The organism is Bdellovibrionota bacterium (assembly GCA_040386775.1).
In the GTDB taxonomy this organism is placed as follows: domain Bacteria; phylum Bdellovibrionota; class Bdellovibrionia; order Bdellovibrionales; family JAEYZS01; genus JAEYZS01.
Genome location: JAZKEU010000016.1, coordinates 56,954 through 78,282, shown reverse-complemented (window position 1 = coordinate 78,282; position 21,329 = coordinate 56,954). Strand labels below are relative to the sequence as shown.

Below are 21,329 nucleotides of genomic sequence, written 5' to 3'. Positions count from 1 at the left end.
CTAGCTATCAGTGAAATGTTTATCAAACACTTTATGATCAGATAGAATTGTTAAGAAGTTTTCGTACTTAGGATTTTTTTCTAAACTATCTTTAACCTTGAGCAATGTATTATGAATGTACTTTAGATACCTTGTATCTTTTCTGGCCACAAAGAAACTAGAAAAACTTCCGCAAGCTTTAAAGCATCTTTGGATGCTTTGAATTTCATAAATGTAATTGAAATGCTTAAGATCTTCAATGGGCTTATAAATTTTTGCTCTTTCTTCTAAGTAATATTTTAAAAGCTTTTCAGAAATATTAGGGTCAAGATCCACATAAGAGTCTTTAAGTAAGCTCACTAAATCATACTGGACCGGACCAAGTCTCGCGTCCTGGAAATCAATCACTCTCATTTTTCCAAGTTTAATCATAAGATTTCTCGAATGATAATCTCTGTGTGAAATAAATTTTTCTTCTTTATCGAGAGTTTTACAAATATCAACAAAGTCAGCTTGGAGTTCTTTGCTTTCGTTTGTGGTGAATTTGATTTCGCACAAACCTTCTAAGAGGTTTTTGTAAGCGTAGTTCATTTCCCACAAAAGTTTTTCTGTATCAAAGGCAATTTTAAAAGCATGGCAGTTTGTTTTATCTAGAGATGCGGGGTAGTGGATCTTTATGATTTCGTCCAGAGCCTGCTTGTAGAAAGGAATGATGGCTTCTTGATTTTGATTTTCCCAAAACTTTCTTTCTAAAGTCAAATCGCCCAGGTCTTCCTGCATAAGAAGTCCTTCTTTTGGAGATTTGGCGACGATCTTTGGAGTATGAATGTTGTGTTTTTCAAAATGCTTAAGGACGCTCAACAATGGATAGTCATCTACGTTCTCGCTAAAGGGTTCCCAGTCCATCAGAACCCAAGACTTGTCTTCTGTTACCACGCGGTAATATTTGCGATTAGAAGCGTCGCCAGCGAGCTGAAAGATCTGAAATGGAGTATTGCCAAGAGTCTTGGAAACAAATCCATAAAACTTAAGCTCTTGAACTTTGTCGTCTGTGATTAAAGTCATTTTTCCGTCTCATTCCCTAAAGATATTTTGCCAGTTATTATGCTGACAGAAGGAGAGAGCAAAAACAAGACGAAAATGGGTGATCAGACAGAGTCCGCAAGAACGTGATTACTGATGTTGAGTTTCTGGGTCTAGCAATAAAAGACTGTAAAAGTCTTTAAGATTGGACTTACCTTGGAACTCCAAGTGGAACAACTTAAGTGCACTGATAAGCTCCGGGTCTAGAAGGGCTTCTTTCTGAATTTCATCAAAAGATTTTTGTGAAGAAATAATAAAGAATGGATGTTCTCTACTTGAGAGATTTTTAATGAAGTTGAAGATTTCAGCAGCCTCGTTTTGAGATAAATCTAGAATTTCCGGAATGTAGATAGAAATTCTCCCCAAACTTGGCAGATTTTCAGAAAACCTTGGAGAATTCATTTCTAAAACACTATAAGGAACAAATGCGTTTCGATTTAGTAGTGAATGGATGTCGTGTGCGATGGCTCTTGTTTGCGTATAATCGCCACCCGTCAAGAAAAGTGCGGATCTCCACACCTTGTCGTTTTTAGTTTCGATGTCTGTAGTTTTTTCTTCGTAACTTCGAGTCAATGAAAGAACGATATCATCGTTCATGTTTTTGAAAAGCGGAATGACGTTGCTCGAGCTTTCCTTCATCTTGTTTGCTTTGATAATGGATTCTTCGATTTTTATTCTTCTTAATTTTTCTTTTTTAATGATGAAATCTTTAAGAGTAGTATCGAGAAAAATATGTAGGTCTTCGAAGTTTAGAGGATCAACGTTCATTCCATCTTTGATCACGATAGAGCCAAAAATTTCTCCATCAACATAAACAGGAACAAGGATCGCGCCTTTGGCAATTACAAATTGTGCGCCTACATTTCTTTGAATGGTTTCAAAGACGGAGTTGTAAGAATCATCATTATGATCAGCATTCTGACCAAAATAAACAAACTCTACAGAGCATCCATATTTTTGTTCTGCGATTTTAGAAACCTTTGTAGTAGCTTCGAAAATATTCATCCGTTTTTCCACCCTAAGCGATCTTACTTCTAGTAACGGATCTGTATAATACAAATGCCGTGCCTATTTTTAAGTGTAAAAAAAGGGCACATGCGTATCTTATAAGGTATCGATATTAATATGAAATAATGAATTTGTTGGAATTACAAAAAAAGAAAGTTCGGCCTTCTAAGTGCCGAACTTTTAATATTTTTTGAAGTGATTACAAGAAAAGGTGAGCCGCACCTTTTCCAAAGGGTTGCGTTATTTTGCTAATCTTCTCTTATCGAGTCCGTATTTTTCGACTTTCATGATGAGACCTGCTCTTGAGATACCAAGTTCCTTCGCAAGTTTTGACTTGTTCCAGCCTGTTCTTCTTAAGCCTTCTCTGATCATTTCAATTTCAAGTTCTTCAAGGGCATCTTTTAACTTCCCTTGAAGTCTTGTGCCTTGAACCTTTGCCTTGTTCGCATCTTCCATAATTCTTCCAGAGAGCATTTCGGCTGCGATCTTTGTTTCGCTACCGGCAAGAACTACCAATCTTTCGATTTCGTTTTGCAACTCTCTGATGTTACCTGGCCAAGTGTGGTCATAAAGTTTTTCTAATGCACGCTTGGTGATAATTTTCTTTTCTTGTCCTTCAACATGAGACTTGTCCAAGAAGTGTTCAATAAGGATTGGAATATCTTCTTTTCTTTCTCTTAAAGGTGGAACTCTTAAGTTAATAACGTTCAAGCGATAGTATAAGTCTTCTCTGAACGTTCCTTTTTCTACCATCTCTTTAAGGTCTCTATTCGTCGCCGCGATGATTCTAACATCCACGCGTCTTGGTTCCGTAGAACCTACTGGAGTGAAGGTACCTTCTTGAAGTACGCGAAGAAGTTTTACTTGCATCGTTGGTGAAGTGTCACCGATCTCATCCAGGAAGAATGTGCCTTTGTGGGCTTGTTCAAATAAACCTTTTTTATCTTTAAACGCGCCAGTGAACGATCCTTTTACGTGACCGAATAATTCTGACTCTAATAAGTTATCGTTGAAAGCAGAACAGTTCTGAATCACGAAAGACTTATCTTTACGAGGAGAATTGTAGTGAATGGCTTTTGCGATCAATTCCTTACCAGTACCGTTTTCACCTTGTACGAGAACTGTACTTTCCGCGCTCTTGATTTTATCAAGAAGAGAGTAGAGTTCTTGCATAGGCTTAGACTTACCAATCATGTTGTCGTATTTGTATCTCACGCCTAATTCTTTGTTTAACTCTGTAATTCTATTTTCACGTGATGAAATTTCTAAATGAAGAGTCACGATCTCTTGAGCAACCAACTCTACAAGTTCAAAGAAATGCTGTCTATCTTCGTCTTTGATGCTCTTGATTGATGTTAATGATTTTTCAATAAGGTCTAAGGGAGCTGCAAATGTCGCAAATCTCTCTCTTACTTCCTTTAGTCTATCTGTGTCTGCGTTGTCTTTAAAGAAGCCAACCGAAACCACAGTTCCAACAAAATCATTTTCGATATAAATAGGAACGATAGCTGCATCAAAACCCGCAAGATCCCATTTTTTGATAGAATATCTATTTCCAGAAGCTCTGAGCTCTTCCATTGTTTTGTTTACGAACTCAGTTAAATTCTCAACTACATTTTCTTTTTCCAAAAGGAACTTAACCAGTGGGTTTCTTAGAGCGACTTTTTCATTTTGAAAGCCTCTCAGTACGCCACGATCATCCGTAAAAACAGTATCCACATTCCACCAAGCACTAAGAATGTGTTTTAGTTTTTTAATTACGTGTATATGTTCAAACTCATCCCAATTGATCATTCGATCTCTCCCAAAGTGAATAATTAGTAAACAAGACTGTCTAAAAACTTATCGTCAAAATAATATACAACTTTAAAATTTTTTGAATGCGTCTCACCTTGAGACAAGAAAAGGTGAGCCGCACCTTTCCTTCAGAATCCAGTCAAAAATACGGATTTCGGTAGCAGAAAATGCTCAGATGAAAATTACGCAGGTCTAAGCGAAGTTCCATTTTTGCTTTAGTAGAGGGGCATGGCTAGAAAAAAAATTATAAAATCAGATGTGCACGCTTATCATGTATGGGCGAGAGCTAATAATAAAGACTCCTTCCCTCTGCCGATCGCAGATTGTTGGAATATATTTAATCATTATTTGAATGAGATAACTATCCGATACGATATCAAGATTCATTCATTTGTATTAATGAATAATCATTTTCATGCGCTGATTTCTACGCCGAATTCTAATCTAGATAAGGCGATGGGATATTTTATGACTCAAACAAGTAAGGGAATTGGCCTGGCTAGTGAGAGAATAAACCACGTCTATGGTGGGCCCTACGGCTGGACAATCGCAGATAGGACGGATGTTTACGCTATTCTGTATAAGTATCTATATAGAAATCCAGTGAAGGCCGGAATTACAAAAAATGTTTTGGATTACAAGTGGAGCACGCTCACAAATGTAAACTTTAAATACCGCTTGGAAAAGAAGGTAAGTCACGAGCAGCATATTCCTGAAACTTCTAAAGAACTAATAGCTTGGTTAAACCAACCATCCCCAGCAGAACTAGAAGAAAAAATAGGGAAGAGTCTAAAAAAGAACGGAAACTTTAAATTCCCTAAAGACTCAAAAGATTTCTTAATAAATTTAGATCCATATTTGACGCAAACCTTTGGAAAAGGTGCGGCTCACCTTTAGGACATGGCTTGGAGTTGGTAGAAGTTGTAGTAGGCGCCTTTTTTTGTGAGGAGTTCACTGTGGGTTCCGACTTCGGCGATCTCGCCATTTTTCATGACTACGATTCTGTCGGCATTGATGATCGTGGAAAGGCGATGGGCGATGACAAATACGGTTCTGCCTTTCATAAGTTGCTCTAGGCCTTTTTGTACTTCTTGTTCACTTTTGGAATCCAGAGCGCTAGTGGCCTCATCTAGAATAAGGACGGGTGCGTTTTTATATATTGCTCTGGCAATGGAGAGCCTTTGCTTTTCGCCACCCGAAAACCTTGATCCGCGGTCGCCCGCTTTGCTTTCGAATTTGTTATTGGATTTAGAAATAAAGTCAAAAGCGTTGGCCATTTTTGCAGATTCTTCTACGCTGATGCTTTCAACTTCGGTGTTCCCAGTGCGAATGTTTTCTGAAACTGTATCATCAAAAAGAAATACATCTTGAGTTACAAGCGCAATGTTTTTTCTAAGGTCAGAAAGATCAATTTCATTCAGAGGAATATCTCCAACAAAAATTTCTCCTTGTGTAGGGTCATAAAATCTTTCTAGCAAGTTCACTAGAGTTGATTTTCCAGATCCACTTTCTCCTACGAGCGCTACGATCTCGCCCTTTTTAATGCTGAGATTAATGCCCTTTAAAAGCGTTTGTTCTTTTGTGTAGTTAAAGCTGATGTTTTTGAATTGGATTTGAGAAAAATCTTTCGGGAAAGGTTTTGGATTTGCTGATTGCGGAACTTCGTTCGTATCTCTTAAAACTTCGTCCACGCGCCCGACGGCAACGATCATGTTTTGGAATCTAACATAAGCATCTTGCAAATTTTTGATGGGCTTTTGGATAAAGGCAAGAGCCGCTAGGTAAGACATAAAGTCCCCCGTGGTTCCCTTGCCTTCGATCACCTGAGTAGCCTTATAATAAAGTACCGCTGCAAAAGTGAGAGCGCCTAAAAGTTCGGTCACAGGACCTGCGATCTCTTCGCGGTTCAAGATGATTTTTCTAAGATCTAAATATTTGGTGATCGTAGTGAGAAGTTTTTTTTCAGTAAATTTTTCGAGGTTATAAGACTGAACAATTCTTAAGCCGTCCAAGGATTCCTTGTAAGCGGTCATCACATTCTCAAATTCTTTTTGTTGAAGATGTCCGTACTTTCTCGCACTTCTTCCAACTTGCTTTAGGAATTTTATCATAATGGGAATTACGACAAAGATCATAATCGTGAGTTGCCAGTCGATATACAAAATCCACGCAAGCAGGAAAAGAATAGAAATTGGCTCTCTTACCAAATCCGCCAACTTCCATAAACCGTATTGAACGTTACCCACATCGTTAAAAGCTTTGCTCAGAGAAACTGCTGGAGGATTGGCGGCATGATAATTTAGATTCAAGCGCATGAATTTTTTCTGAAGAGCCATTCTAAGGCTAGCAGTAATGTATTCCACGATCATTTTGATCTGCGTGGCATGAAAGAATCTTGCAATACCATGAACGAAATAAACACCAACAATAGAAGCACTCAGATAAAGTTTTAATTGGTTATTTTTATTAGTAAAGACTTCGTCAAAAAGGGGCTTGATCAAGGCAGCGACAGCCGTATCACAAGCAGACATAATAAGTCCGAGCAAGATCACAACAATGTAACCGTTTCTATAAGGTTTAATGTAGGGCCAAATTTTCCTGAGTTCGTTCATCTGTCCTCAAAATATTCAATAAATGTTAAGTAGTCCATTCTTATAACGCAAACCTTTGGAAAAGGTGCGGCTCACCTTTCGAAGTAGGGCTTTAAGTAGGGGGCGGTTGGGCAGTTTTTCTTCTTAGAGAGATCCTCGGGAGCTCCGGCGAAGAGAATTTTTCCACCTTTTTTTCCGCCTTGTGGGCCAATCTCGATTACAAAGTCTGCTTGCTTGATTACATCAATGTTGTGTTCAATCACGATGACTGATCCGCCGGCATCTATGAGTTTATTTAACACTTGAAGCAAAAATTCAATCTCTCTGGGATGCAAACCCGTTGTGGGTTCATCCAGGATGTAAAGAGTATTGTTTTGCTGAGACTTTGTAAGTTCTTTTGCGATTTTTAATCTTTGTGATTCACCACCAGAAAGAGTTGGCGCGCTTTGGCCTAACCGGAGGTAATCAAGGCCAACTTCTTTGAGGTACATCAATGATCTTCTGATTTGCGGATAATTTACAAAGAAGTTCATTGCCTCAAGGACGGTCATATTTAAAACATCGTTAATGCTTTTTCCACGATACTCAATATCTAGCGCTTCTTTTCTGTAGCGTTTGCCTTCGCAAGTTTCGCAAGTGAGGATCACATCATCCATAAAGGCCATGTCAATCACCTGATGACCTTCGCCATTGCAATCTGGGCATCTTCCGCCCTCGACATTCAAGCTGAAGTAGCCGGGAGTTAATCCGCGCTCTTTCGCATCATCGGTAGAAGAGAAAATATTTCTAATTTCATCAAATACCTTCATGTAGGAGGCAGGATTGCTTCTTGAGCTTTTGCCGATAGGTTTTTGATCAATAAAAATAACGTTGCTGATCTCGTCGATTCCAGAAATCTTTTTGTATTCGAGGATTTCTTGTCTCTCGCCCGTGATATTCTGCTCAATTGCAGGGTACAGAGTTTGTGAAATCAAAGATGATTTTCCTGAACCAGAAACTCCCGTTATGACCACGAATCTTCTCAAAGGAAAAGTGGCATCGACATTTTTGAGATTATGTCCTTTGCAGCCCTGAAGCTCGATTTTATATTTGTAAGAATCAAGATCCACAGGTCGAGGATTGATGATCACTTTCTTAGATTGTTCATCTCTTAAGTAATGAGCGGTGAGGGAATCTTTTTTCTCCAAGAAATCCAGCTTTGTTCCTTGGAATAGAACTTCACCGCCAAGATGACCAGAGCCTGGACCCATTTCGATTACGCGATCACTCTCTCTGATGACCTCTTTGTCATGTTCTACAACAACAAGGGTGTTTCCTAAATTTTTTAAATCTTTTAAAATTTTAATTAAACGATCATTATCACTCGGATGTAACCCCACCGTAGGTTCATCAAGCACATAAAGTGTTTGCGATAATCCCATGCCGAGTTGGTTTGCGAGATTGATTCTTTGATATTCTCCGCCAGAAAGAGTTCGCGTGGGGCGATCCATACTCAGGTAATTCACCCCAACGTCCATCATAAATCCAAGGCGCGCGATCAATTGTTTCAAAACCTCTGCCGTGGTTTCTTTTTGTTGTTTTGTAAGAGTTAAACTTTTTAATAATTCTAATAGATCTTCTACGGTCATTTGTGACATGTCCGTGATGGATTTTTCATGAATTAAAATATGTTGCACTTCAGGTTTTAAGCGCGTGCCTTTGCACACCTTGCAAATCTCTGCGGATTTAAATCTTGCAAGAAATACTCTGACGTGCATTTTATATTTTTTTGTTTCGAGCCAGGTGAACAGGCCTTTCACGCCGTAGAATTCTTTTGTCCCGTCCCAAATCATCTTTCTTTGTTTGGCAGGAAGATCCTCCCAGGCTACATTCATGTCGATATCGTATTTAGTGCAGAATTTTTTTAATTCTTTTCTATCTTGCGTGGCAGAAGGCATTGCAAAAGGATGGATGCAGCCTTCGATTAAACTTTTTGTAGGATTGGGGATAATTTTTCTCTCATCGAGATCCAAAGTATTTCCAAACCCGTTACAATTCGAACATGCTCCAATGGGAGAAGAAAAATTAAAGAGCCTTGAAGAAATTGGTGGGAAAGTAAATTCACATTCATTGCAGGACATCTCTTCAGAGAATTTTAGCTCTTTACCCGAAAGTGCTTGAACCCTTGCGTGACCGCCGGTGTAGTTTTTATTTAATCTTTTTGAAGCGCTGTAAGCTTGGTTTAATGAATCTGCGATTCTTCCGCGTTCGTCTTTGGAAAAAGAAGTTCTATCGATGACCAAGAAGAAATCTTCTTTTGGAAGATTTGTTTTAGCGTTAATTTCCTTCATTTCCTTCTTGTAAAAAATTCTAATGAACCCCTCTTGAATGAGAAGGCTTAAAAGTTTTTTTCCTTCAGCCACGCGACCCTCAGCGGTAATAGGAGCAAGGATGTATCCACGTTCTCCATCAAAATCTCTGATTAAATGATCAACGGAGGAAGATACACTTTCTGATTTAATAATTCCGTGGCCATTTGGACAAAAAGGAATTCCTAATTTTTCAAAAAGTAATCTCAGGAAGTCGATAACTTCCGTTACAGTTCCTACGGTAGATCTTGAAGTCTTAACTGTATTTTTTTGTTCAATGGCAATAGCGGGTGGAATATTCTCAATGTCATCGAGATCGGGCTGCGGAGATTTATTGAGGAATTGTCTGGCATAAGAAGAAAGACTTTCGATGTAACGGCGTTGCCCTTCGGCGTATAGAGTTTCAAATGCTAAAGAAGACTTTCCCGAACCCGAGGGTCCGCAAACAACCGTAAAAGATCCGAGAGGAATATCAATGTCGATGTTCTTAAGATTGTTTTGGCGTACGCCGCGGAGCTTGATATTCTTTACTGGTAATATTTTTTTAACTTCATTCATTGAGGTCCTCTTTAAAGAAGTCAGTTCTCTCGTCCTGCCCAGCAGGGCTTTGAGTTCCACTGTTGGCTTGAGCCGATGGCTCAGTCCCCTCTAAGAATGCTTGGCGAATGACGGTTCCAGAATTGCTAGATGCGAGCTTGCCTGTTTCACTATCAATAGATACAAATACAATTCCTTGTGGAACATCAAAAGGTTTTGATGGAAAATCTTTCAGCGCTGCATGCATGTAGTTGATCCAAATAGGAAGTGCCGCGCGACCGCCAGTTTCACCTTTGCCCAAAGTTTTTTCGTTATCAAATCCTACCCAAACGCCAGTTGCGATTTGCGGAGTGTATCCGATAAACCAAGCATCGTAGTAACCGTTAGTGGTTCCTGTTTTACCCGCAACAATTTTTCCAAGAGATCTCGCGGCGCCACCGGTTCCACCAGGTTCCGCGATAACGCCCGTTAAGAGACTGTTCATAAGGTAAGAAGTTTGGGGAGATATAAGTTGGTCTGGATTATCAAAATAAATCGGTTGGATTCTTTTCTTTGCGGCTTCGTCGCTCCCTTTTAAGATCGGAAGAGCAGTTTGTCTTTCTGCTTCGAAGTTATCATCGATTTGTCTGAGCTCGCTCTCAAATCTTGCATCAAGGGTTACGTTTTCTAATAAGTTTTGTCCGCTTTGACTTTGAACATACAAAATGAATACAGGTTTAAATCTCATTCCTTGGTTGGCAAAAGTGGCATAGACCTTTGTCATTTCATATAGAGTAGTACCGCTAGACCCGAGGCCAATAGAAAGATCTAGATTTAGTGGACTAAATATTCCAAGTCTCCGAGCATAAGTTGCGACGCTGTTAACGCCGACTTTTTCTAAAATTTTAATTGTTGGAATATTTTTTGATTTAATCAATGCCGTTCTAAGTAGAATGTCTCCGCCGAATTTAGAATCATAGTTGCCAGGCTTCCATTTTTTAACTTCATCCATGTTGGCTTGGCCTTCAGACCCTTCAACGGCTTCTTCGTAAACTACGGGCGCATCCATCAACACGCTGTTGGGTGCAAAACCATGATCAAGGCCTGCGGCATAAACGATAGGTTTAAAAGATGAACCAGATTGTCTTGCAGCCTGAAGAGCGCGATTGAATTCTGATTTTTGAAAATCATAACCACCCACAAGGGCTAAAACATGTTTTGAATTCAAACCGAAAGAAATCAAAGAGCCTTCAACGAGAGGCTCTTGCTCAAGTTCAAGTCTTGCGTACTGCTTGAAGTCCGGTAGATCATCAGGCGGTTTATAATTCTTGCCTTGAGCTTTTTTCTTTTTTGCGAGGTCTTCATTCAATCGAGAAGAAGAGAAGGTTTCGCCAACGATTTTCACCTTAACGATATCACCTTGCTTCAAGGCTTCAGAAGGAATTTTGATGTCATTTTGTGCGTAGTTTTCCTCAGGGTTCGGTTTTCTTGCCCAGAGCATGGTCTCGAGATCGATGATCCCTTTGCTTTCCGCAAAACGAACCTGCACCAATCCCAGAACGTCATCCACCTTGATCACAATTCCTTCCACAATTTGATTTTGAGAAAGATAATCAGGAATATTTTTTTGACCGGGAACCTTTTCGAACTTCAGTGCGCCCGGGGCGTCGGTTGTGCCATCGACATTGATAACGCGCTTTTGATATTTTTGATCGATAAGTTCGTTTCGGGTTTTGAGTAAAAAATCTGCAACCTCTTTTGTATCTGCAATATTTTTAACTGCACCGCGATAACCCTGGCGCTTGTCGAGTTCTCTTAAACCATTCTGCACATCGAGCTGAGCTTTCTTTTGCAGTTCAATATCAAGAGACGTATGAATTTTTAAGCCTTTATTTAAAACCTGATCTTCACCCAAAGTTTTTACAAGATGCTGTCTTACAGTCTCCAAGAAGAACGGAGCTTCTTCCGTATAATTCTTTCGGATGTAAACTGTGACGGGCTCCGCAATGATTTTTTTGGCTTCATCTTTGGTGATATACCCTTCTTCAGCCATTCGATTGAGAACATAGATCTGTCTTTCTTTCGCTCTCACAGGCTGGTAAACCGGAGAGTAACGAGAGGGAGCCTGAGGTAGCCCCGCAAGCATTGCGATCTCGCCGATCGTTAATTGATCTAGATTTTTTCGGTAATAAACTTTTGCGGCTTCTGCTACACCATAAGCGCCTTGACCCAAATAAATTTGGTTCAAGTAAAGATACAAGATATCTTGCTTAGAAAGATTTTCTTCCATCTTGTAAGCGAGCAAAACGTCTTTGATTTTTCTGATGTAAGTTTTCTCTGAAGACAGAAGAATTGTCTTTGCAGTTTGCTGAGTGATTGTCGATCCACCCTGAACCGTCCTTCCGGCTTTTAAGTTTACAAAGAAAGCGCGACCAATTGCTAAGAAGTTAACTCCACCGTGTTCAAAGAAACTTGAGTCTTCAGCGGCGATGTAGGCTTCAACCATTTTCTTGGGAATTTTGTCGTAGGATACAATAGTTCTACGCTCTCTAAAGAACTCACCAATCTTCTGATTGTTGCGATCAAAGACTTCGCTTACGACAAGGGGTTCGTAATCTTGCACCGTAACGAGCTTTGGGAGCGATGATGTCACGTAGACAAGAAAGAGAGCAATCGCAACGATGAATAAGAAGAATCCGCCTATAGCAATGGTGATCAGTTTTTTTAGTTTACTCATAAGGGTTTAAGTGTAACCCCTATGAGATGAAAAAGGTATGTTTACGTTGTTTTAAATGAAAACTCGAAGCGGTGCGCCGAGAGGTTATTTGTTAGACGAGTTTCCGCTGCCAGTCTTAACCCGCTTGTCATTGCAGAGATTTGGACTCGGAGTCTTTTGATTCACTTTTTTTGCTACTTGTGGGAATAAAGCAATCAATCTCTTATCTTTGGGTGCGGCCATATTGCAGCAAGCCGCCTGAGCGCCATAGAGTTTATCCACCAGTTCGCTGTCTTCAGACTCGTCATCCTTAGCTTTTCTGTCTTTCTTAGCCCGTTTATCTTTTGCAGAATTTGCAGTGTTAGCTTTTTTGTCTTTGATGGAAATTTGTTCAGATTCTTTGGCTGCAATTTGCTGGCTTAAAAGTTGTACCTTTTGCTGTGTGGATTCTTCTATGGTTTTTTTTTCGCGATCTTTTTGTTCAGCGGTTTGTTTGTAAATATTTTCGGCGGTTGTTTGTCTTTGCGTAAATTGTGCTAGTTTTTGAGGATTTGTTTTTTGAACCAAAACGGCAAGTTCTTTATTGATGGACTCAAGCTCAGTATTTATTTTTGTAAGTTGATCTGCCATTTCTTCCTGAGTTGTTGTTTTTTGATTATTCACGGAGCTTGCGGCGCTCTTGAGGCAATCGTTATATTTAGCATACGTTTCCTCTTTTAACTTTTTATTTGATCTAGCAGATTGTTTGCTTTTTCCTGTGTTACCGACACTTGCAATAGCCTTGTTTTCCGCAACTAAGTTTTTATGGAATTCTTTCGAATCGTTATGGCATTTTTTGTAAGATTCTTGAAGTAATAGCAGCGCATTTCTTTCGAGCTGGTCTTTTTTAGTTGTTATAAGGGTAGTGCGCTCAGTTGCCTTGGCCTTACTTTTTGATTCCAGTTCATCGACTAACTTCTGAGTTTCTTCGTCGTGCTTTATGTATTCTTCGTTTAAGTCACTCTTTGTTTGTTCCAAAGCTTGCGAGGCTTTTATAATTTCATCGTTAATCCCATTGAGTTTTTCAGCCTTTGATGAGGTCGCTTCTTGCAGGTCATTTTTCAGTTCATCAATTTCTTTTTGAAGGTCTTTGTTTTCAGTTTTTTGACTAGTGGAAGCATCTGTGTATTCCTCGTAAGCATTGGCACACGAAATCGTATTTTGACAGACATCTATAGCGGGGATCGATGAATCATTCCATTTCACTTCTTGAGATTGTGCACCGTAGGCAGAACAAGCATCGTCATTATTTTTACTTAAAAGAGCAGCGAGGGCCGTCGCACTATCGTCGCTTTTTTTCTCTTCAGCTTTTACAAAACCATTTGCAAAATTAATAATTACTAATACTAAAACCAAAATATAAAATTTCATATTGAACCTCAAAATATATATCGGCTCAAAATGAGCCAGACTTAAGTCTTTGATAAATAAAATATTCGACCTCCTTCAATCATATACTCGAAGCTCTAGAAGCTAAATAGATTCAAAGCTTTTCTGGACCAAAAAAGTCCTTTTCGTTATGAGCTAAGGTGACGATTTTAAACATCTTTTATGTAAGGTTTTCCTTTTTAGCGCTCTGCCGTTGCTTTAAATGGAATACATTTGAAATGAAGGATTTTTAGCTGGCATCGGAGATGCATAAAGACCTTTATGCTTTTAAGATCATTAAGAAATTCAGTTCAAATTATTTTGATCTCCGGATTGATTTCGGTGTTTTTTATTTCGTGCTCTAAGACAACAAATACAAAAGTGATAGATTCAGAGGCCACAATCGCCGCGGAAAAAAAGAATTCTTTGGATGACATCGCGCTGATATTTCATATAGCCAAAGAAGATATTCGCGCAATGTATGCCATGCTATTTTCGGAATCTTTCATTCAATCGGTAAGCGATGGGAATTTGAAGTCACTATTGGAAAAAGGACGAACAGCCTTAATAAACAATGTGGAGTTCGATGAGAACGAGTACGACGATACAGAAATAAACCGTCTGCTCTTCGGAATGCAACATTACATGGATAAAGTTAATCTCGCAAAGAAAGACCATTCAAAAACGTACCTAGAAATTTTAGCGGATAAAGAATTTGCCCCTGAAGATCATTTGAGCAGCAAGTCCATAGAAATCGTAAGAGAAAAAATGAGTGTGCAATTGTTGTCCGCACATCTTTTAGAATTGGGTTTGAACGCGGAAGAGTCCAGGTTGCTGACCGATCTTTTTATACAAAATTTAAAACCGCTGTATAACATCATTGCTTCTATTTTAGAGAGTGATGGTGGCCTCTTGGCTGAGTATTATAATTATGACGATATGGAATCTCTTGCCAGCAAGATAGAATCTTTGATTCGAAAAACTCCACTCACATCTCCAGACAAAGTTGAGCTGTGTTCGTTAATGGAAGCAAAGAGAGTGTATTCCTATAAGATGGATATAAATATTTTAAAATATGAATTAAAATTAGCGCGTATAAATAAAAGTCCTGATTGCTACAATTACGATATCAACCCTGCTCAACGCAGTTCTTATTGCCTGTATGCTCAAAAGATTTTTGTTGAAACTCAACTGGGAGCAGCCTCGAGTGACTATTATGGTTTTTGTGAAAATCCAGTAGCTGAAACTCTGGATAAGGGAGATATCGATTCGATATTAATCGGAATGGAATCCTTTAGAAAAACCATTGAGCTGCATAAACAAAAGGACACCAATCTTTTTAAAATGTATTTTTCAAACGGCACAGAGGATAAAAAATGAAATATTTAGTTTTATTGTTATTCTCAATCACCATAATTTCCTGCTCAAAAACGGAAAATAAAAGCGTAGTTCAGGGCGGCCAAGATAGCGGCGGTGGCAATACCGTATTCAGTACGGATAAAGAAATCGAGGATACCTACCTTGAGGTAATAGAAGATCTTCCAAAAGCGGTAAATTCTATTTTAGATCTCTATTTTATAGAGAGTGTTTCAAACAAAGAAAAAAAAATTCTACTACGCGCTTTCAAAAATAAACTTACAGAGTTAGTCCCCGAAGAAGAGAGAGCCCAAATCGATAAAGAAATCGAAGACCATGAGATGTATTCGATGAAAGAAAGACCGGCGCCCTTAAGGCGTGCTTTCGAAAAAATCGTCAAGGCCTCAGAAATTATAATCAAAAAAGACGGACCATGCGCATCTCAGGACAAACCCCATGGTTATGCGTCGATCAAAGAGTTTAAGATTGGTAGTCCCATTTGCATTAGCTTTTATCAACTAAAAACCATTCCTCAGGATTCTTTATATAAAGAAATCTTAGGCGTTATGTTGCACGAATATTTGCATGCTCTGGATTTTGGAGAAAAAAACGCGATTACAATTCAAACCGTAATTACAAGTAGCTTTTCAATCTTAACCAAAACTTTAAAGGGTGGATTTGAACCACTCAGCAATAATTTTCAACGAGGTTTCTTGGCCGCCAATACAGAGGTTATTAAAAAATATTCCTCTATGGTTGGAAAATTAAAAGAAGAGGAGCAAGCGGAGCTTTGTAAGAACATTGCGGAGATGTCTTTGTTGGGGCAGTCTCTCTATCAAATTTATACAAAAGCCCTGCGTGAAAATAAAAAATGGCTTTTAGATAAAAAAATTATCAATGAGAGAATTGTTTTAAATCTAGAAAGAGCATTACATCCTATGGTTCTTACGTTTGGATTGGATAGTATTGAAGAGCTAAAGCCCATCACCACCAAATGCGATGCAGGTGAGCAAGTGGAAATAACATATGCCTTGCAGGCCCATCTCATAATTCTTTATACGGAAATTTTTATTGCTATTGATGCCATGGAGGAGATAGACCTCCTTCTTTCTAGTATCTACTGATCTTGGAAGTGTCTCATAATGAGACAATTAATATTTCAACTATAGCCCAGTTACCCATAGTCTAGTTTTGAGATTTCCAGCCGATAAGTGATTATGAAGATCATTGTTTCGATATTCATATTTTTATATTCCATCTCATCGGGAGCACAATCCAACGTGCGAGGGCAATCCCATAACGACGGCTCTTACTATAACGACGATTACATTCATAATGATGGGTTATTAGTACAGCCCAAAATACCCACCGCTCAACCGGCAATTCCTGTTTTGTCGATCCACGAAGCTCCAAAACGCAAAGCTGGACCCATTAAATCAAGAAGACCAGCGGGAGGATTTAAGGAAGTCAAAGCGGGCGGAAGGGCTGGAGATTTTATTGAGGTTGGGGAAGATAATTTAAGCCCTGCAAGTCGCGGTTCAAAATAAGTCCTCCTATAAAGACAATCCGCAAAAACCCGATAAATATGTATGACACACAAAGAACTCGATATGATTTTTCCTTATTTCGTTTTTGGCTATGGCCTGATCATGACGCTTGTTTTGAATTCAGAATTTTTCATGAAATTGGCAGAAGAGCGATTGCCAAAAAATCTTCACGCAAACTTTGTAAGCCATAGATATTTAGGTTTCGTTTGCCTGATTATAGGTTCTGTTTGGTCTCTGCAAAACATTTGGTACACCAATCTTTAGTGATCTAAAGCTCCTTAGCAAGTTATGAGCCAAAAATCTTTGGCAAGAAAATAATTTTTTTCGATAAGTCAACGCTCGACTATTAGCTACATCTTGTCACATATAAGGATTTTCCTCTCTAAAAATGTATAAATCGCCATAAGAAATATTTTTGCGTTTTCACAAATAGTTTTATTTGTCTGTCCGAGAATCGGTGGTATTATAGTGTTATTAGATGGTTTGTTGTTATAGCAATAAACGACCCTACAAGATTTAATAATATAGGGGGCAGTTCTTAGCGATGGTGAGCAAGCTCAACTTGTATTGAGAAGCCTAAAGTCGCTACACAGCCTACCACTTTTTTAAAACGGGTCGTTATTCTAGATAACTGCAGGCCATCTTTTTTTTTGTAATTGACACTCCCTCGCTCTGTAAATACTTTCATGTCCGATGTCAGATATGTCTAATTTAAATCAATTAATGTTTAACGTTGAGCCGGGCGAAGAGCTCGCAGATGAGGTTGTCGAGGAGACAGAGGAATCTAAAGTCTACTCCGTTAATGAACTGAATCGCGCCATCAAGGATCAACTTGAAGGTGAATTCCCTATGATTTGGATCAAGGGTGAAATCTCAAACTTCAAACCTCACTCTTCAGGACATTTTTATTTCAGCCTAAAAGATGATAAAGCCCAAATCAGCGCAGTGATGTTCAAGGGTTTTAACCGCCACGTGAAATTTAAACCTGCAGACGGAATGGAAGTTCTGGTTCGCGGTAAGGTGACAGTGTATGAGCCGCGCGGTTCGTACCAAATCATGTGCGAAGTGATGGAGCCTGTTGGCGCCGGAGCTTTGCAGATAGCTTTCGAACAACTTAAAGCCAAGCTTCAAAAAGAAGGTCTTTTCGATCAAGCTAGAAAAAGAAAAATCCCAGAACACTCGCAAAGAGTAGCCATCGTGACTTCTCCAACAGGAGCGGCAATCAGAGATATGCTTAATGTTCTCGGAAGAAGAATGAAGAATCTCGAAGTTACAATTTTCCCTTGTGCAGTACAAGGCATTCAAGCTCAAAAGGAAATTGTTGCAGCCATTCAAATAGCAAATAAAATCGGAAATTTTGATGTGATGATCGTAGGTCGGGGTGGAGGTTCCATCGAAGATCTCTGGGCCTTTAACGAAGAGGCTGTGGTGAGAGCCATTGCTGCATCGGTAATTCCAACGGTTTCGGCTGTGGGGCATGAAGTGGACTTTACGATTGCTGACTTTGTTGCCGATTTGAGAGCACCGACACCATCTGCAGCGGCAGAATTGATTTCTAGAAATGCTGCGGACCTTATGGGTGGAATTTCAATGCAGTTTAAAGCATTGAGAAACTCGATGAATAAAAAAATTCAAATGGAAAAACAAAAGCTCTTCCACGCGCAGAGACAACTTGTAGATCCAAAAAGAAAACTTCAAGATCTTATGCTCAAACTGGATGATCTTTCCGGGAGAGCGCAAAACGCGATTCAAAAGAATATCACTTTCAAAAGACAGTTGTTCATCAGATGGGCTTCCGTTTTAGATTCTTTAAGTCCACTAAAAGTGTTGGATCGTGGTTACGCTATCGTGAAAAATGATAAAGACAATATTATAAAAGATGTAAAAAAATTAAAAAAAGGTGATGAAATCAGCATTCAACTCTTCAAAGGCGAAGTGGTGGCTGAGGTGAAATCTACAAAGTGACTGGTAACATACCAGTAGCAAAGTAAGTGAGGAAAATATGTTTGAGAACAAACTTAAGCGCTTAGAAGAAATTGTAAAAAAAATGGAACAAGGAGATTTAGAGCTCGACGAATCTTTAAAGTTATTTGAAGAAGGCGTTAAACTGACAAAAGAGTGCCAATCTCATCTGAGTCAGGCTGAGCAAAAAGTAAAAATCTTAACTGGTCTAGACGAAAATGGAAATCCAGTAACTGTACCCTTTAGTGAAAGTCCAGCCAAGTCGGCCGATTAAGCTTTGAACTTTGATAGCCAGTACTCTTCATATCAAAAAACTTTCGAGGATTTTTTAAACGAAAAAACATCCTCCCAGAGCTCATTTTTTTCAAGCTACTATTCTAATCAACTAAAAAATCTTTCTCTTCTCAAAGCACATGTTGATTTCGATGAGTCTCAATTTATAAATTACACAGACAAACTAAAAAATTTCTATGAAGCGGTGAAGTACTCACTCTCTGGTGAGGGAAAAAGATTTCGCCCAGTTCTTTGCTTAGCCATTGCTGACTTATTCCAGTCCAACAAAGGCAATTACGAAAAAGTTTTGCCGCTAGCCTTAGCTATCGAAATGATTCACACTTATTCTCTTATTCATGATGACCTTCCCTGCATGGATAACGACGACATAAGACGCGGAAAACCTACAAATCATAAGGTTTACGGGGAGGCAACAGCGCTCCTCGCAGGGGATGCGCTTTTGACAGAGGCCTTTAGAGTATTGTCTGAAAATTCTTCGAATCCTAAAAATACTTTAAAAGTTATCAATATTTTAGCAGAGTGTGCGGGAACTCTCGGAATGATCGGCGGTCAATACGTTGACCTTTCGACCCAAAAAAACAAAGTGAGCGTTGAAGAGCTTTCCCAAATGCAGATCAATAAAACAGGCGCATTAATGAGAGCCGCAATTGTGGGCTCAGCAATCTTATGCGAGGCGAGTTCTCAGCAAATCAAGGCTCTCGAGGAATATTCGAGATACATTGGCTTAAACTTTCAAATTGCAGATGATATTCTCGATAAAGATAAACACGAATTGGGAAGTTTTGTGGGAGTATTGGGCTTAGAAAAATCCAAAGCACTTTTACAAAGTCTCACTAAAAAGTCTCTCGAAATTTTAGTAAATTTTGAAACGTCACAATTTCTAACTTCACTTTCTCAATTCAACTCTAAAAGACTAAAATAATGTCTAAAAAACGCATCGATTCAGTTTTAGTGGAGTGGGGATTCTTTGAATCTCGCAATAAAGCACAGGCTGCGATTGAAGAAGGCATTGTTTTTCTAAAAGATCAAAAAATTCTAAAATCAAATCTTGAAGTCGACATAAATGAAGAAACTAAAAATTCAATTCGCGTAGAGAACGGGCAAAGCAACAAGTACGTTTCTCGGGGCGGAATCAAAATGGAAGGTGCGCTCACTCAAGTGGCACTTCATGTTTCGGGCTTAAGAATTCTAGATATTGGGATTTCTACAGGTGGATTCACAGATTGCCTTTTGCAAAACGGAGCAAAGGAAATTGTGGGGATTGATGTGGGCCATAAACAAATCCATCACTCACTGCTGTCAAATCCCAAGCTTCATGTTTATGAAGGCGTTCATGTTAAGAATCTGTCGCAAAAAGATAAGTCCGGCAAAAATTTCTTTGCAAGCTTTGGTCTAGATGACCAATTTGACCTTATCGTGTGCGATGTTTCTTTTATCTCGTTAAAGTTTGTAGTTCCTCATGTCGCGCCCTTCCTTAAACAAAACGGATTGCTGCTATTCTTGGTAAAGCCCCAATTTGAAGTCGCAAAAGAAGACCTTGGTAAGGGTGGGGTCGTGAAAGACACTTCTCTCTTCCAAAGGGTGGAAATTTTGATAAAATCTTTATTTGAAGATTCACGCTTTTCAGTCTTAAACTACTTTGAAAGTCCAATTACAGGATCAGACGGCAACCAGGAGTTCTTTGTTTATGCACAAAAAAAATAAATCCGGCAAAAATAAATTCAGCATTCTACTCGTAATACTCATTAGTTTTAATCTCATCGCGTGCTCTGTCGCGACAAAAAGAAAAGAAGGATCGCAAACCAATCTTCCAATTCCTGCCACGGGAGATTTACCAAATCGCGTAGATATTCCTGATCAAAGCGGCGAGGGCGCAGAACCACCAGCTATTCCTGACGTTAAGGTTCCAAAGATCGGAATCGTTTTGGGCCCCGGCGGCGCAAGATCTTATGCCTATATTGGAGTATTGAGAGAGTTTGAAAAAGCAAAAATTCCTATTCACACCATAGCAGGTCTAGAGTGGGGAGCTCTCATGGGGGCACTTTATTCTGTGAATGGGAAAGCTCACGATGTAGAGTGGAAAGCTTCAAAGATTCCTGATGATTTTTCTAAAAAAGGATTATTGTCCTCTGAAGAACCAAAACCTTTTTCAGAAGTTGAGCCCTATTTAAAAACCATGTTTGGCGATGCAAAAGTTGAAACCGGAAAAATTCCTTTTTCATGTATCACGGACAACTTGAAAAATTTTAAAAGCTTGATGATCTTTAAAGGTACTTATAAAGACACTCTTGGATACTGCTTAGGTCAACCGCCTATAACAACCAGCAAGAATGGATGGGTGAGCTCATCACTCCAAGCGAAATACCTTATTGATCAAGTGGCATTTAGAGGCGTGGATTATATTATCCTTGTTGATGTTGTGACTTCACATTACCCACTGGCAGGAATTAAGGTGGATGAATCAACGGCGATCCTCTGGTCAAATATCAATAAATCAATAAACGAGAACAAAAAATACGTTCACCAAACGATCAGAATTCCTATTTCCAACAACATCTTGGACTTTAAATCCAGAAAAGAATATATTCAATTGGGTGAACGCGCCGGCAAAGAAGCCGCCGAAAAAATCACCCAACAATTCGGTCTATAAAGGTGAGCCGCACCTTTTCCAAAACTTTGCGTTAAATAACGCAATTCTGAGCAAAAGGTGCGGCTCACCTTTTGA

The 21,329-nt window shown here is 39.1% G+C and carries 15 protein-coding genes, 1 other RNA gene and 1 pseudogene; 10 read left to right on the top strand and 7 right to left on the bottom strand.

Going from position 1 to position 21,329, the window contains the following annotated elements:
- The 3 genes from V4596_09765 to V4596_09755 form a co-directional block, all read right to left on the bottom strand.
- Entirely contained in the window at positions 1–1,044 is a 1,044-nt protein-coding gene (locus V4596_09765) for a phosphotransferase (protein MES2769419.1), read from the bottom strand.
- A 108-nt stretch (positions 1,045–1,152) separates the two neighbouring features.
- Positions 1,153–2,067 (bottom strand): hypothetical protein, encoded by a 915-nt coding sequence (locus V4596_09760; GenBank protein MES2769418.1) that lies wholly within the window; start codon positions 2,065–2,067, stop codon positions 1,153–1,155.
- Between the two features lie 243 nt (positions 2,068–2,310).
- Positions 2,311–3,864: a sigma 54-interacting transcriptional regulator gene (locus V4596_09755; protein MES2769417.1), complete on the bottom strand. Its 1,554-nt coding sequence runs from the start codon at positions 3,862–3,864 to the stop codon at positions 2,311–2,313.
- Positions 3,865–4,095: 231 nt separating this feature from the next.
- On the opposite strand from V4596_09755, the gene V4596_09750 reads away from it, so the two are divergent.
- On the top strand, positions 4,096–4,764 hold the full coding sequence (locus tag V4596_09750) for a transposase (protein ID MES2769416.1): 669 nt from the start codon (positions 4,096–4,098) through the stop codon (positions 4,762–4,764).
- On the opposite strand, the gene V4596_09745 is transcribed toward V4596_09750, so the two are convergent.
- From V4596_09745 to V4596_09730, 4 genes are all read right to left on the bottom strand, one after another.
- The gene (locus V4596_09745; protein ID MES2769415.1) at positions 4,761–6,479 is read right to left on the bottom strand and encodes an ATP-binding cassette domain-containing protein; all 1,719 of its coding nucleotides are present in this window, start codon (positions 6,477–6,479) and stop codon (positions 4,761–4,763) included. The genes V4596_09750 and V4596_09745 overlap by 4 nt on opposite strands.
- A 71-nt stretch (positions 6,480–6,550) precedes the next feature.
- Positions 6,551–9,364 (bottom strand): excinuclease ABC subunit UvrA, encoded by a 2,814-nt coding sequence (gene uvrA / locus V4596_09740; GenBank protein ID MES2769414.1) that lies wholly within the window; start codon positions 9,362–9,364, stop codon positions 6,551–6,553.
- The gene (locus tag V4596_09735) at positions 9,357–12,059 is read right to left on the bottom strand and encodes a PBP1A family penicillin-binding protein (GenBank protein ID MES2769413.1); all 2,703 of its coding nucleotides are present in this window, start codon (positions 12,057–12,059) and stop codon (positions 9,357–9,359) included. The genes uvrA and V4596_09735 overlap by 8 nt, the downstream gene beginning before the upstream one ends.
- A gap of 84 nt (positions 12,060–12,143) precedes the next feature.
- Positions 12,144–13,448 carry a hypothetical protein gene (locus tag V4596_09730; GenBank protein MES2769412.1) on the bottom strand — a complete coding sequence of 435 codons (1,305 nt, stop codon included), beginning with the start codon at positions 13,446–13,448 and terminating at the stop codon, positions 12,144–12,146.
- 279 nt (positions 13,449–13,727) lie between these two features.
- On the opposite strand from V4596_09730, the gene V4596_09725 reads away from it, so the two are divergent.
- From V4596_09725 to V4596_09685, 9 genes and pseudogenes are all read left to right on the top strand, one after another.
- On the top strand, positions 13,728–14,825 hold the full coding sequence (locus V4596_09725; protein ID MES2769411.1) for a hypothetical protein: 1,098 nt from the start codon (positions 13,728–13,730) through the stop codon (positions 14,823–14,825).
- Positions 14,822–15,925 carry a hypothetical protein gene (locus tag V4596_09720; protein MES2769410.1) on the top strand — a complete coding sequence of 368 codons (1,104 nt, stop codon included), beginning with the start codon at positions 14,822–14,824 and terminating at the stop codon, positions 15,923–15,925. The genes V4596_09725 and V4596_09720 overlap by 4 nt, the downstream gene beginning before the upstream one ends.
- Positions 15,926–16,018: 93 nt before the next feature.
- Entirely contained in the window at positions 16,019–16,348 is a 330-nt protein-coding gene (locus tag V4596_09715; GenBank protein ID MES2769409.1) for a hypothetical protein, read from the top strand.
- 472 nt (positions 16,349–16,820) lie between these two features.
- A non-coding RNA gene (ssrS, locus tag V4596_09710) (6S RNA) lies at positions 16,821–16,997 on the top strand.
- Positions 16,998–17,041: 44 nt separating this feature from the next.
- Positions 17,042–18,313, top strand: coding sequence for an exodeoxyribonuclease VII large subunit (gene xseA, locus V4596_09705; GenBank protein MES2769408.1), 1,272 nt, complete (start codon positions 17,042–17,044; stop codon positions 18,311–18,313).
- A 10-nt stretch (positions 18,314–18,323) separates the two neighbouring features.
- A pseudogene (locus V4596_09700) lies at positions 18,324–18,584 on the top strand (exodeoxyribonuclease VII small subunit).
- A gap of 3 nt (positions 18,585–18,587) precedes the next feature.
- Positions 18,588–19,526 carry a polyprenyl synthetase family protein gene (locus V4596_09695; protein MES2769407.1) on the top strand — a complete coding sequence of 313 codons (939 nt, stop codon included), beginning with the start codon at positions 18,588–18,590 and terminating at the stop codon, positions 19,524–19,526.
- The gene (locus V4596_09690) at positions 19,526–20,308 is read left to right on the top strand and encodes a TlyA family RNA methyltransferase (protein ID MES2769406.1); all 783 of its coding nucleotides are present in this window, start codon (positions 19,526–19,528) and stop codon (positions 20,306–20,308) included. Before V4596_09695 ends, V4596_09690 begins: the two co-directional genes overlap by 1 nt.
- Positions 20,292–21,254, top strand: a complete 963-nt coding sequence (locus V4596_09685) for a patatin-like phospholipase family protein (protein MES2769405.1) — start codon at positions 20,292–20,294, stop codon at positions 21,252–21,254. The genes V4596_09690 and V4596_09685 overlap by 17 nt, the downstream gene beginning before the upstream one ends.
- The last annotated feature ends 75 nt before the right edge of the window (positions 21,255–21,329 follow it).

What these genes read in the sequence shown, in the direction of transcription:
- V4596_09765 (MES2769419.1), bottom strand. Translation starts at nt 1,044, where the DNA reads ATGACTTTAATCACAGACGACAAAGTTCAAGAGCTTAAGTTTTATGGA.
- V4596_09760 (MES2769418.1), bottom strand. Translation starts at nt 2,067, where the DNA reads ATGAATATTTTCGAAGCTACTACAAAGGTTTCTAAAATCGCAGAACAA.
- V4596_09755 (MES2769417.1), bottom strand. Translation starts at nt 3,864, where the DNA reads ATGATCAATTGGGATGAGTTTGAACATATACACGTAATTAAAAAACTA.
- V4596_09750 (MES2769416.1), top strand. Translation starts at nt 4,096, where the DNA reads ATGGCTAGAAAAAAAATTATAAAATCAGATGTGCACGCTTATCATGTA.
- V4596_09745 (MES2769415.1), bottom strand. Translation starts at nt 6,479, where the DNA reads ATGAACGAACTCAGGAAAATTTGGCCCTACATTAAACCTTATAGAAAC.
- uvrA (MES2769414.1), bottom strand. Translation starts at nt 9,364, where the DNA reads ATGAATGAAGTTAAAAAAATATTACCAGTAAAGAATATCAAGCTCCGC.
- V4596_09735 (MES2769413.1), bottom strand. Translation starts at nt 12,059, where the DNA reads ATGAGTAAACTAAAAAAACTGATCACCATTGCTATAGGCGGATTCTTC.
- V4596_09730 (MES2769412.1), bottom strand. Translation starts at nt 13,448, where the DNA reads ATGAAATTTTATATTTTGGTTTTAGTATTAGTAATTATTAATTTTGCA.
- V4596_09725 (MES2769411.1), top strand. Translation starts at nt 13,728, where the DNA reads ATGCTTTTAAGATCATTAAGAAATTCAGTTCAAATTATTTTGATCTCC.
- V4596_09720 (MES2769410.1), top strand. Translation starts at nt 14,822, where the DNA reads ATGAAATATTTAGTTTTATTGTTATTCTCAATCACCATAATTTCCTGC.
- V4596_09715 (MES2769409.1), top strand. Translation starts at nt 16,019, where the DNA reads ATGAAGATCATTGTTTCGATATTCATATTTTTATATTCCATCTCATCG.
- xseA (MES2769408.1), top strand. Translation starts at nt 17,042, where the DNA reads ATGTCAGATATGTCTAATTTAAATCAATTAATGTTTAACGTTGAGCCG.
- V4596_09690 (MES2769406.1), top strand. Translation starts at nt 19,526, where the DNA reads ATGTCTAAAAAACGCATCGATTCAGTTTTAGTGGAGTGGGGATTCTTT.
- V4596_09685 (MES2769405.1), top strand. Translation starts at nt 20,292, where the DNA reads ATGCACAAAAAAAATAAATCCGGCAAAAATAAATTCAGCATTCTACTC.